Source organism: Pseudoalteromonas sp. S3178, from assembly GCF_005886985.1.
GTDB lineage: Bacteria > Pseudomonadota > Gammaproteobacteria > Enterobacterales > Alteromonadaceae > Pseudoalteromonas > Pseudoalteromonas carrageenovora.
Window position 1 is genome coordinate 15,072 of record NZ_PNCW01000038.1, and the last position, 13,492, is coordinate 28,563.

7 protein-coding genes are annotated in these 13,492 nt (G+C 37.5%); 1 reads left to right on the forward strand and 6 read right to left on the reverse strand.

What is annotated here, in order from left to right; translation table 11 throughout:
• Positions 1-25: 25 nt before the first annotated feature.
• Both tamB and CWC11_RS11810 read right to left on the reverse strand, forming a co-directional pair.
• Complete coding sequence (tamB, locus tag CWC11_RS11805; RefSeq protein ID WP_138682851.1) at positions 26-3,715, reverse strand: autotransporter assembly complex protein TamB; 3,690 nt, start codon at positions 3,713-3,715, stop codon at positions 26-28.
• A complete protein-coding gene (locus CWC11_RS11810; protein ID WP_138682852.1) occupies positions 3,715-5,442 on the reverse strand; it encodes an autotransporter assembly complex protein TamA in 1,728 nt (575 codons plus the stop codon). Before CWC11_RS11810 ends, tamB begins: the two co-directional genes overlap by 1 nt.
• Before the next feature lie 213 nt (positions 5,443-5,655).
• On the opposite strand from CWC11_RS11810, the gene CWC11_RS11815 reads away from it, so the two are divergent.
• Positions 5,656-5,991, forward strand: a complete 336-nt coding sequence (locus CWC11_RS11815) for a ribonuclease E inhibitor RraB (protein WP_138682853.1) — start codon at positions 5,656-5,658, stop codon at positions 5,989-5,991.
• Between the two features lie 20 nt (positions 5,992-6,011).
• On the opposite strand, the gene radD is transcribed toward CWC11_RS11815, so the two are convergent.
• From radD to CWC11_RS11835, 4 genes are all read right to left on the reverse strand, one after another.
• Complete coding sequence (gene radD / locus CWC11_RS11820; protein ID WP_138682854.1) at positions 6,012-7,763, reverse strand: DNA repair helicase RadD; 1,752 nt, start codon at positions 7,761-7,763, stop codon at positions 6,012-6,014.
• Positions 7,764-7,883: 120 nt separating this feature from the next.
• Positions 7,884-8,186 carry an H-NS histone family protein gene (locus CWC11_RS11825; protein WP_058548324.1) on the reverse strand — a complete coding sequence of 101 codons (303 nt, stop codon included), beginning with the start codon at positions 8,184-8,186 and terminating at the stop codon, positions 7,884-7,886.
• A 204-nt stretch (positions 8,187-8,390) separates the two neighbouring features.
• Positions 8,391-10,331, reverse strand: coding sequence for an alpha/beta hydrolase family protein (locus tag CWC11_RS11830; protein ID WP_138682855.1), 1,941 nt, complete (start codon positions 10,329-10,331; stop codon positions 8,391-8,393).
• A gap of 316 nt (positions 10,332-10,647) precedes the next feature.
• Positions 10,648-13,302, reverse strand: coding sequence for a TonB-dependent receptor (locus tag CWC11_RS11835; RefSeq protein ID WP_138682856.1), 2,655 nt, complete (start codon positions 13,300-13,302; stop codon positions 10,648-10,650).
• Between the last annotated feature and the right edge of the window lie 190 nt (positions 13,303-13,492).

Consider the following 13,492-nt stretch of genomic DNA (forward strand, 5'->3'; position numbering starts at 1 on the left):
AATCCTTATAATACAAAGTTTAGGCTTAATCCCAGTCAAACTTATATAGCACATCTACATTTTGGTATAACCCACTGGTTATTTCTATATATAACTGCGAGAGTAATTGATACCGTACAGCCACTTCGCTTAATGAATCAAATACACCTACGCTATATTTTACTTGCAAGCTTGGAGCTACATAGCCTGATATTTCTACTTTTGTGCTATCACCGCTACCTGACGAACTTAAGCTAACATCGGAAAGACCAAACGTTTCACCTACTTTTGATACCACGCCTTCACTTCGGCTAACCCCTTGAGAAAGCAGTAATTGGGTGAGCATTGCATCACTAGAGGAACTCTCCCCGTCACCTAAAGGTTGACCATTTAGTAAATACGCTAATGCTTGCGCTTGATCCATTGCAGGCTCAGAAAACACTTTAAGCGTTGGTTGTTCAACATTGCCTGTTAGTGTCACCCCAGCAATTACGTCATTTGCGGTGTTATCAGGGTTACGAATTGCTTTAATATTTAAGTACGGTTGCTCAATTGAGCCACTAAAACCCACTTGTCCAGTACTTATTATTAAATCTTGGCCAAACGCTAAATAAGTTCCGTCAATCAAATTAAGTTCGCCGGTGGCAATAATCGGCGCACCTTGGCTCATTTTAATCGCTAAATCCCCAGCCACTTTAGACTCTAATCCGAACGACTCTACCTTTACGTCATTTTTAACAATCACTTTTAAGTCTATGTCGTAATCAAACGGTACTTTTTCAGTTGCTTCTGTTTGTTGATCAACAATAATTTCGTCGTCACTTACTTGTACAGCCCCTTCGGGGAGCTCTTCAATCATTATACGGCCATAAGGTACAACCACTTCACCCGCTAATTTAAGCGCATTATTGGCTAAACCTATTTTTAAATCTGGCGATATTTTAAATGTAACGCCTTGTTGTGCGCGTACAAAAAACTGCTCGCCCGCTACATTTACATTTACTTTAGGTTGCTCACCTTGCCAATCAACATCACCTGTTAGCTTTATTTTGCCACCTTGATTGTCGTTTAAATTGCCCTCTATTGTGGCAGTCGTTTTATCAAACAATATATTTATATTAGATTTTTGTAGCGCAATAGGAAGCTGTTCACCCTCAAGGTTTATATCATTTACGTTAAGCTCACCATTTAATAGTGGGTCTTTTAGCGTACCCGCAAGTGCTACCTTACCGCTAATATCACCTTTTAATTGCTCGAGTGTTTCAAGAAATGGTTGTAAGTCTGAAAGTAATATTTTATCAATATTAATAGTGCCATTAAGCGCCTGCGTATTTTGTATGTCATCAATATTAATTTGTGTATTAATTTTGCCTAATACGCTTGATTCTAAATTAGCCTCGAGCTGACCTTTTTGAGAGTCTGAAAAAGCACTAATACTGAGTGTTTCTACGGGTAATTTAAAGCGGTCTTCTTCTGAGGTTAATACAGCCGTTAAATCTGTAGAATTTATATTGGCACGTAGTGTTTTAAGTGCGCCTGCATGCCAATTAAGGGCAACGTCACCCGTTATATCACCGCGTGTGCGAATGTTATCTGGCAAAAAGTGTTTAAGCTCTTCAAGGGTTAAATTATTTAACTTAGCATTTAACTGACCTAGCTCTTTAGTTTGGGCAAGCGTGTCTATACAAAGCTCGCTTTGCTGAGAAGCCCAACAGTGCGCACTCACATCAAAATTACCGTTTTGCGAGTTAAACATAATAGCAATATTTTTAGTGTTGCTAAAGCTGAGCTTTTTGTCGCTGAGCGTTACATTACTAAGCTCACCGTTCCAGGTAGTGTTATTAATTTTGCCATTCACTTCAAGCTCTACACTGCCCTGCTCGGCATCTACTGATGCTGTAAGTTGGTGATCTGTTTTATCGCCGCTAATATCAATTTTAACACTATTAATTTGCTGATCAGCCACAAGCGCCGAACCTACACTTAACGATACGTCAGTTTGCCAATCAGCTGCTGTATCTAACTGCCCTTTTACCGTAAGTTTATTTATATTGATTTCATTAAAAATGAAGCTATCAAGTATTAACGCTAAATCGACAGAAGGTGTTAACCTCTCGCCTCTTACTTTTAAATTGGCGTTGCCGTTGGCAATAAATGGCATGTTTGCCTCTTCATTACTTTGAAGTGTTATTTTACCATCAACTTTCCAGCTATCATCAACTTGCCCACTGAGTACTAATTTATTAGTGCCGCTACTTAAATAAAGGCTATCGATATTGGCTTTTAATGCATCATCTAGCTGAAAGTTTGACGCAAACTCAAGGGGTACCTCGTTTAGTAATCCGCTTAACTTAGTATCATCCATTTTTAATTGCCACGAGCCTTCTGCAGCATTAAATGAACCTTTAAATTGCCCTGAAATATCGCTAGTTGCAGCATCTGTAAAATACTGCGCTTTTAGGTTTGAAAGCGAGCCGTTAAAACTCGCTTTAATACCCTTTTGCCAATCAACATTAGCTTTTATAATCGCGCTACTTTCGTTAGCTTTTATACTTAATGTTTTAAGCGAAGCTTGAGTTAAACCACCTGTTAGCTGAGTATTAAGATTAACAGCCGGATAAGCACCTAATTGGCTGTTTGCCTGCAAATTGAGTTGGTAGTCATCGGCATTACCATTTGCGTTAAGGCTTACATTTTTAACTTTAAGTTCGTTACTTTGTGCATCAATAAGCCATTGGCTAATTTTGCCGCTTAGTTCAAATGGGTAATTTTTTTGCTTTAAATTAGCGTTCGCGGTTAACGTGAGCGGATATTGCCCACTCGTTTGTAAGTTTAAATTTAAGTCAGCTAAATCACCATTTAGCTGTAAGTTTGCTTGATGTAAATCACTTTGCAAAGTTACTTGGCCTTTTACAGGCAAGTTACCTGCAAGCTCTGCATCTAATTGGGTATTAAGCTGCCACTGATCATATGTCGCTGAAAGCGACTGCAAATTAATAACTGCGTTTTCTACACTTAATAGCAGCGAGATATTTTCGATATTATACTGCGCCTCGCCCTGTTCAATTGTCACTTTTGCAATATCAAAAGCTTCAATGGCTAAATCAATTGGTGATGTAAATTCAATATCAGGAAGTGCTGGTAATTGTGTAAGTGCGGCTTTATTGCTTTGAGCTGTTTGTGCTTTGATAGGTTGTTCTTGCTCTTTTAAAGCAACAAGTATACTAGGGATATTTAAGCTTTTGACTGTGAGCTTTGAACCTTCAGCTTTAGCTGATAGTTTAAAATTATTAACACTCACATCGGCACTAGGATGGTTTAATATAAAATCATTAACCGCTATATTTTTTATTGAAATATTAAAGGGTGAGTTAATTTTTTCAAGGGGCTCAGAGGGTGTTTCCTCTTGTGCCTCAACTGTTTTTGGCAAGGTTAATTTTATAGATTTAGCGCTTAAATTATCAATACAGATACCATCACACTGCCACCAAAATAAATCTATTTTTAATTGCTGAGCATTAAAATCTAAACCGTTATTCTTAAAACGAACATTAAAAGCATCGTTATAAATAAAGCGACCATCTTTAATTTCAATATGTAGCCCATCGACTGCTTTATTTGCACTGTAGGCAATAAACTGATTACCCGGGGCGGTAAATAATAAACAAAAAACGATAATAAGCAGCGTGATTAATATAGCACTAACGGCGGCTGTTATTTTTTTAAATACTGACATTAAATTTCTGGCCCTATAGTAATACTCAAGCGTGTACTTTTACTTTCTTTTGTTAATCCCCAAGCATGGTCTATACGCACAGGGCCAACGGGTGTTAAATAACGAAAACCAAAACCAGCGCCTACTTCAAAGTCATCTGAGAAATCGTTTGTAGCCGTACCACCATCAACAAATAAAGCTGCGCGCCAATTTTGAGCAAATTGATAGTTGTACTCTATTGTACTGGTTAATAAGTATTTACCACCGATGAGATCGCCATCGTCATTTTCTGGCGAAATTGATTGGTACGCAAAGCCACGAACGCTTTGGTCACCACCGGCGTAAAAGCGCAGTGAGTAAGGTACGTTTTCTATATCATCAACGAGCATTGCACCTACATTTGCTTTTAAAAACACTAAATGCTTATCTAAATAAGTACGTAGCCATGCATGTTGCATTTGGACTCTTATCAAATTAGTACTTGAGAGAACATCATCTAGGCCAAATTCAGCTGAAATTAGCCACTGCTCTCCCCAATAAGGAGTCGTTCCGCCTTTTGATTTTTTGCGAGCGTAGCTAATACCAGGCATTAACATTTCGGTACTTTCTTCAGGCTCATCACCAATGCGATATGTTTCTTGGTCTCTGCGTAAAAAAGCTGTACGCACCCACTTATTTTCGGTTAACCATTGGCGCTGTAATTGACCCGTTAGTATTTCGCTGTAGGTGTCATTTGTGAGTTCATCTTCTAATTTATAACCTACAGAAAAACGCCATAAGTCATCATTAGGATCATCAACAGGGATGGTGTAAGCCATTGAAATATCTTGCTGCTTTTGCGCTACATTTAAATTTGTTTCGAGATAATGGCCGTCTTCAGTGATCCACGGTTTACTCCACTTGAAACGCACCTTTGGGCCTAAGTCGGTGCTAAAGCCACCACCAATCTCGTAACTATTTGCGGGTTTGGGCAGAACATCAACTTTGATAGGTACCTGGCTATTTTTTCGCACGGCAATATCGGCATAAACACGAACACTTGCAAAATAAGGAGTACTTGATAAACCAAGATTATAGTCGGCTATATATGTTGATTTATACGGCTGCCCTTGAGTAAATGGCGCTAAAGAACGTATGTATTTTTCAGCTGGGGTATTACTCGCAATTTCAATATTACCAAACTGATAGCGTACACCGGTATTAATCACAAACGTAATAACGGCACTATTTTTTTGCACCGACACTTCTAACTTTCTTGCAGGCCATTTAGCGTCAAAGTAGCCAAGCTCTAAAAGCATTGACTCTATTTTTTTATGTGCAGAGTCGTACCTACCGTGGTTTAAAACATCACCCTGCTTTAAGCTAGTATTTTCTATTAGTGCTTGCAGCTGTGTATCGTTTTTACCCTCACCGTTTAAGGTAATACTAATTGCCTCTATTCGAGTAGCAGGCCCACGCTCAACTTTAACAATTAACTCGCTATCGTCTTTGTCAAAGTCAACTTCAACGGTTGGGCTGTAATACCCAAGCGCTTTAATACTGTTTTGTACTTGTTTTTGTGCATAACGACGCAGAGTACGAGTTGGCTTTTCTCCAATTAATTGCTTAAGGTAAAGCGCTACATTATTTTCTAAATCGCCACTAATTCCTTTAATTTCGTAATCTTCAATGACTTTTTCTGCTGCATAGCTGTTTGCCGAGATTAAGACTCCCACAATACACATGCAACGTAAAAACTTAATAAACAAGTAAATATCCTTACTTTAAATATCTTATACATAACGACCAATTAAGCGCATATTAGCATAGCCATAATGAGCAACACATTAACTTAATGACAATCTAGCGCGTAAATTTAACTTTGAATAAGTATCAGCTTAATTAAAATTTGTACGCGTTAAGACAATATTTTGGTTACAATAGTGCCTACGAACACAAAATTAATTTTAAATGAGTTTTTAATGCAATTCCCTGATGATGATAACGGCCTACTTTTAGCCGAAATAGCCGCTGCCGGCGTTGATTTAAGCAAAATGCACCAAATCGATTTTTTCATTTTATTTGAGCAGCAAGCAGATGCAGAAAAGTTTGCCAAAGAAATAATCTCTGATGCATTAGTTCAAAACGCTGATGTTGTAAAATGCAAAGATACTGGCGTATGGGAAGTAATTACTCATGTCCAAATGGTGCCAGAGCACACATTGCTAGGACAAGCTGAGCAATACCTAGAAAGTATTGCTAACAGCTATAACGGTTACGGTGATGGTTGGGGATTAATGGACGAAGACGCCGCCTAATGTTTTACAATCAGTTAAGTTTAACGACTTAACTGATTTGCCTTTCTAAAGCTCCCCTTATAGTCAAATAGTTTATCAGCCACTTTCCAACCATATTTTTTACTTTTTCGTGCAATAACAAAGTCGGGAGGGACTAAGTCAAACTGCGCTTTAATAACTTGTTTTGCCGTTTTAAAGTCTATCGGTGTTTGTCCATGGCCCACGCGTTTACCAAACTGCTTATTAAAGATAAACTGCCCACCTTTACTGGCAAGGTTATATACCTCATCGCAACTTGCGCCATCTTCATCAAAATACGTTAATTTAATTAAATCGTCTTTAAGTTGTACCACTGATAAACCACTACACCTAAGTACCAGTGCATCTTTTAAATTTAATGCGTTACGCAGTTTATTATCAGGGTCTGCCATAACGGCACCGCAGTCATGGCATTTTCGTGCTGCAATATCGTTTTGTGCACCGCATTGCTCACACTCTTTAAATCTAAAGCGATAGTCGCATTGCTCTTTTCTACCTGAATCATCTTCTAGTAAGCCTTGGCAACGTCTACCAAAGTGCTCAGTTATTTTGCCTTCTGAGTCTGTTTTGCCCCAAAATATATTAGCAAATCCGCAACCAGGGCAAAGCACTTGGACAGGCTCGTTATCACTATCGCCTTTTTTATCGCCCACCTCAGGATGAAATAAATTAAAACCATTTCCGGCATAATCTATTACTAAGCAATCCGTTTTTGATTCAGATAACCTGAGCCCTCGCCCCACAATTTGCTGATATAAACTAACTGATTCTGTAGGCCTTAAAATAGCAATAAAATCGACATGAGGTGCATCAAACCCAGTCGTTAACACCGATATATTAACCAAGTATTTGAGCTGCTTTGCTTTGAACTGTTTTATAATTTTATCGCGTTCAGTATTTGGGGTATCACCTGTTATTAGTGCACTTTGTGCTGCAGGTAAATAGCTTAAAATCTCTTGGGCGTGCATTACCGTAGCCGCAAAAACCATAACACCTTCACGCTCTTCACTATATTTAATTACTTGCTTCAATATAGCTTGCGTTGCGCGCTCACTCTTTTTTAAAAGCGCATTCATATCGTCAGTAGTGTATTGCCCAAATGCATTAGCCTCTAAAGACGAAAAGTCATAATGACTAATTGCTGCATCAACTTCATTTGGCGGCGTTAAGTAATTATGTTTAATCATATACCTCAGCGGTAACTCAAATATACAACTTTTAAATGGGCTTTCTTTCGTGCCTTTAACAAAACCATGGTAATGATGGTGGTATATCCACCCCATTCCTAATCTATAAGGCGTAGCCGTTAAACCCAATACTTTTAACTGAGGGTTATACTCCTTTAAAGCGTTTATAACTTTACCGTATTGGCTTTTTTTATCACCATTTACTCTGTGGCATTCATCTATAATAAGTAAAGAATAATGCTCATTTAGTTTATTTAAGTTACGCGATAAAGACTGCACACTGGCAAAGGTTACTTGATGGTTTAATGATTTTTCTTTTAAACCTGCTGAAAATATACTCGCCTCTAAACCAAAACTTTTATATTTTTGTGAGTTCTGCTCTACAAGTTCTTTAACGTGAGCCAGTACCAAAATCTTTTGCTTTGCAATACGAGCGAGTTCAGCTATGACGAGGCTTTTACCAGCACCAGTGGGTAATACAATTACCGCAGGATCGTTTGTTGCTCTAAAGTGTAAAACAGTACGCTCTACTGCTTCTTGCTGATAAGGTCTTAATTTATAGCTCATAGGAAAACAATTTGATTTGAATGAGGATATTTTAGCAAATAACGGCTGAAATTTTTCAGCTTTATTTTTGAATTATTGGCAGGAAAATAAAAAGAGAAGCTAGGCTTCTCTTTTATATTTTTAGGCTAAGTGCTTTTGTAAATCAACACCTTCAAACGCTTTTGGACGTCGGCCACGGCCAGTCCATTCGATGACTTCACCGTCAACTTCTATACGATATTTAGCTTTAACTTTAGTACGCTTATCTGCTGATGTGTCTTGTAAATCTTCTAACGTAAGTCCTTTTTCTTTTAAAAGATCCAACACTTCCTGTTTAGCTTGTAGCTGCTCAGTATATTTTGCAATTGCATCACTAATTATTTGTTGTGCTTTTTCGAGCTCTGTTAATGATGCTGTTTTAATAAAAGATCGGACTTCTTTCATTTATATCTCTCTTGCTTGTTGGTATTAACCTTTAAGTTTCAAGGCAAGTATAAACATATAAACTGCTTTTTACCACAAACTAAAAAGTGGAATACTTAATATAAAACAATGCTTTTATACTAATTAGAATGAAAAATAAGCCTTAAGTATAAGCATAATTAAAAGGCTATACTTTAATTAAGAGTAAAATATAGCCTGCCAAGTCTATAAGTGCTTATTCAAAAACTTTTCTATTTTTGTATAAAGCTCTATTTTATTTTCCTCTTTTTGGAATCCATGCCCTTCATCATCTTTCATAATCCACTCATCATCAGTAAGCACGATTCCACGATCTTCTAAAGCATCTCTTAGATCTGTAGCATGCTTTTTAACAACCCGAGGATCCTTAGCTCCTTGTACAATCATCAAAGGCGCCACTATTTTATCAACATGGTAAAGCGGAGATATTTTTTTCATTAGCGCTTCATCATCAGGATCACCTATTTGCTTTTTTAATAACTCTCTTTGAGGTTCCCAATGTTTAGGAAGTGAATCAAAAAGTAAACTTACATCGGTTATGCCCACATAATTGATACCGCACTTATATATCTCAGGTGTATAAGTAAGTCCGGCCATAGTTGCATAGCCACCGTAACTAGAACCATAAATACATACTCTTTTTGGGTCTACAACCCCTTCACTTACTAAATATTTAACAGCATCTGTTAAGTCATTTTGCATTTCGGATCCCCACTTACCGCCGTATCCTGCTTGCTGAAATCTACGGCCATAACCACCAGAGCCACGAAAGTTTACTTGTACTGTTGCATAACCTCGACTCGCAAAAAATTGTGTTTCAGGATTAAAGCCCCAAGAGTTTCGAATACCGTAAGGGCCGCCATGAGGGTTTACAATTAAAGGCAAACTTTTACCGTTGCTATCTTTGGGTATTGTAAGATAGCCTCGAATCGTTAAACCGTCTCGGCTATTAAACTTAATAGGTTTCATTGGAGATAACTGACTTTTATCAAGCCAGTCCATTGGCGAAACTAATGATTTAAGCGTGTTTTTTGCCTTATCATACAAATAATAATGCCCTGGATCAGTGTCGCTTCCTACATACACAATATTAAGCACTTCATCTTTCGACCTGCTGGTAACATTGACCACTTTATCTTTGAAAGCGCTCTCAAGAGAGGCCATCATTTGTGCTGTTTCAGTATCGAAATAAACTACCTCAGGATACTCGTCTAAGTATCTCACTCCTAACAACTTTTTACGTTTTATCGATAACATTAAATTTGAAACATCCACCTCTGGCATGCCAAAAATTAATTCACCCAATTCATTTTTCTCTGGATGAAAATAGTATAAAGCAGACGTATCTCTACCTATATTTGAAGAGACAAAAAGTGTTTTATTATCAAAATCAAATGCTAATGGAGTAATATTTTCATCTTCAATATTATACTCTCGTAAAACTCGGAACTTTTCTTCATCTTTATTTTTATAATAAAATTTACCTCTTAGTCCATCAATTGAGAGCGCCCCTCTGACATCGCCGTCGTGATCTAAGAGCCAACCTTGATAGCCACCGGGGTTCTTAGCAATGATATCCATTTTGTAATTTCTTTCATGCTTACGATCCCATTTACTATTTAATGGCAATTTATATAAATCTGGAGCTTTAATATTCCTGCCATTGTATTGGATAATTATGTGATCTGGGTCGTTAGGTAACATATGTACTATGCTTGCAGAGCGAATACCTGATGAGCCGACTTTGGAACCAACTAGTTCAATTACTTTGGCCCTTTTAGTATTTACATTTATTTTGTACAGGCTAAAGGCTTCATTGCCATTACTATCTAGGTCAAAAACGATTTCATTATCATTAGCCCAAGAAAAGTTATTTATATCTTGATCATCAAATTTTGTAACTGGCTTTGCATTTTTTAAGCCCTCCGTTTCAAGGATTACAATATTTTTTCTATCGTTAATTGGCGAAAGTACCGCTAAATACTTTCCATTAGGTGAAAGTTGTAGATTAGAGAACTTAGGATTTTTAAAAAAATCTTCAATTGTGGGTTGGGGTTTTTGGGCATTAATTTCAAAAGAAATAACACACAAATAAGAGATTATTATTAACTTAAATAATGTTGACATAATATTTCCTTATTAGTCATTTAACTCACTACTGCAAGCTATGTAGTAAAACTTACTTTTTGATATAGTTCCAATTCAATAACATTTATTTATAGCTTTAATTTATGTCTAATTTAGGGAGTGAAAAACTCTAGTTTTATGGCGGTATAGATATAGTAAGTAGTAATATTCAGCAGTCATAACCGACAAAATTAAATAATAGACTGCGTTTTTCTCGACACAGCTTGAACATAAATAGCTAACTAGTTAAGAGAGTTGGTATAAAAAAGCCCCGCTAACCAGCAGGGCTTATTTTTATAACTAAGTTATATAATGTTTAGAACGATTGTTCTAAGCGTAAGTACAATGAACGGCCTGTTTGATCATATAGCGACCATGTAGAGTCACGGTAATCTCGGAACCCATCGTAAATACTTGGAGCTGTTTTATCGAACAAGTTATTTACACCTAAAGCAATTTTAGTATTTGTAGGTGCAACATAGCTTACTTGAACATTATGTTTGAAGTAGCTAGGGATATCAGCATAGTAATCTACGCCATACTCTTCGTTACCAGAATCCTGTGCACCAACATAGAACATAGTCCATGTAGCCGAGAAATCTTCATAAGCGTAATTAACAGCTAAGTCTGATTTCCACTCAGGGTAGTCTTGTAAACCTGCGTAATCAAATACTTCAGCATCTGCATCAGCTTTTTCTTCAAATGATAAAACGCGTGATACGTTTAATGTACTTGAGAAGTTACCAAATTCTGTATCAAAACGGTATCTAGCTGTGAAGTCTATACCATCAGTAGACAGTGAGCTCTTGTTGATATAACCAGTGTACATGTAATCGATTTTACCTGTAACTGCATTACGCTCGATAGTGCTTGGTGTAGCATTTAAACCACCTTGCTCTAACTCTAAACGAAGAAGCTCATCATTATCTACACTATCAATTTTATCATCGTAGTTAATTGAGTAGTAAGTTAATTCAATTGAAAGGTCTTCAACTGCATCCCAAACAAAACCTAATGTAGTAGAGTCGCCTTCTTCAGCCTGTAGCTCAGTGTTACCACCAAACCATGTTGCCACTTGCTCACCGGCATCAGCACAGTAACCATCAAGTTCTTGATTTGGGTTAGCTGTACACCATGCTGTATCACGAACAGTTGGGAAACTTAGTGCATAAGATTGGAACATCTCACCCATGTTTGGTGCACGGAATGACTCACCCCAAGAACCACGAAGTAATAAAGTCTCTGTTGGACGCCAAGTTAAACCAACTTTAGGTACAAACTTATCAAACGTAGTGCTTTTCTCACCAAGGTTTGTAGTACCACTTTGGTCATATTTTTCATATCGACCAGCAACAGTTAAATCAACATCGTGCGGGAAAGAAGCTTGTACTTCAAAGTAAGCAGCTGTACGGTCACGATCTGCATACACATCATCACCACCAGAACCACCAGAAATAAATCCGTTTGCAGACTCTGGATCACTAATTTGAGTGAAGTCGATTTGTTCAAACTCAGCACCAACAACACCCGCGACAATAAATTCACCATCGTCTAATAATGTAGTTGAAACTAAACCATCGATTTGTTTACTTTCATAACGACCTTCGTACGTACCTGTATGATTTGCTTCTTGGTAAAGCTCAGTCATGCTTGTACTCCAGTCATCGTAACTCATGCCTGAAACATTAAATACATCGTATTCACCGCTATCAATAGCAGCTTGGAAAGCAACATCATTTACTAAGTTTTTACCAAATGAGTTAGTTTTTGATACGCTATTTTGAAAGTTAATTTCCCAATCAAGGCCATTGCCAATATCTGTAAAGCCTTCAAGGCCAACTAAAATATCAGTTGTTGTTACTTCAGTTGTTGTATCACGGTTACCGATTGGTACTGCACGAGTGAAAATACGTACTTCTTCATCAGAAGGATTATATTGGTTATCTTCGCTCATGTAGATAGGTGTAGTAGATACTGGAGTACCAGCATAACGTGCATCAGTTTCGTTGAAGCTCGCCATAGCGCGACCAATAAAACGAATGTCGTCTGATAACTCATATGTAAAGTTAGTTAAAAATGAGTTTTTGTTTGTATCTGGGTAAAACTTAGTCACTTCACCGTAGCTATATGTACAACGGCCATTACCATCAGCATCGATAGTGTTTACAGTATTAGGTTCTGCATCACATAAATCTGAATTTGCATGGTAGCCAGTACTATCTAAGTAGTTAGATACTGGGCTGTAAGAGCTGTATGCACCGTATGTTTCGTCATCAAGTGCCCAAATGTCTCTATCATAAATAGCATCGCTTTCAGAGTGTTCGAAAGTGAAAACAATATTACCTTTTTCAGCAGTAAAACCTGACGATACAGAGAAAGTACTACTATCACCGCCGTCAACGCTTGGTTGGTTGAATTCATATTTAAGATTTAAACCATCAAAATCTTTTTTAGTGATGATGTTAATTACACCAGCAACCGCTGCAGAACCATATACTGCAGATGCGCCATCACGTAAAATTTCAATACGTTCAACGATAGCCATAGGGATAAGAGATGTATCAGCAGAAGCACCTGAAGAAGTACTTGTGCCAGGCATACGACGACCATCTAATAATACAAGTGTTGCGTCAGAACCTAAACCACGAAGGTTAATACTTGAAGTTGCAGAAGAACCTGCACCGTAACCAGATACACCCGTCCAAGAGCCAAATGAGTTTGAAGATAAGTTATTTAATACATCACCTACAGATGGTTCACCTGAAAGGTTGATGTCGGCCGCAGTAATTACAGTAACTGGAGAACTGTTCTCTAAATCAACTTGCTTAATACGTGAACCTGTTACTTGAATGCGCTCTACTTTCTCTGCGCCTTCTTCTGCTGCAATTGTATTTGCTGAAAATGCAACTGTAGATGCTGCGCCAAATGCAATCGCTAAGCGAACAGCCTTTGAAACTTTGTTATTTAACATACGATTCTCCCTGGAATACTCGAATAATTTTATTTTTATATGTATGCAGCGAATACTTTTAATTAACTGCTTGGCGCATATTAATATCATTTTAAGTACAAGGTCAACAAAACAATAACCAAAAAAACCGTTTGTTTACAATTACTTACATAAACATAAAATTAACACATCCCCATTTAATCACTATTGC

Excerpts from the sequence above, each read along its gene's own strand:
- tamB (WP_138682851.1), bottom strand. The coding sequence starts at position 3,715 with ATGTCAGTATTTAAAAAAATAACAGCCGCCGTTAGTGCTATATTAATC.
- CWC11_RS11815 (WP_138682853.1), top strand. The coding sequence starts at position 5,656 with ATGCAATTCCCTGATGATGATAACGGCCTACTTTTAGCCGAAATAGCC.
- radD (WP_138682854.1), bottom strand. The coding sequence starts at position 7,763 with ATGAGCTATAAATTAAGACCTTATCAGCAAGAAGCAGTAGAGCGTACT.
- CWC11_RS11825 (WP_058548324.1), bottom strand. The coding sequence starts at position 8,186 with ATGAAAGAAGTCCGATCTTTTATTAAAACAGCATCATTAACAGAGCTC.
- CWC11_RS11830 (WP_138682855.1), bottom strand. The coding sequence starts at position 10,331 with ATGTCAACATTATTTAAGTTAATAATAATCTCTTATTTGTGTGTTATT.
- CWC11_RS11835 (WP_138682856.1), bottom strand. The coding sequence starts at position 13,302 with ATGTTAAATAACAAAGTTTCAAAGGCTGTTCGCTTAGCGATTGCATTT.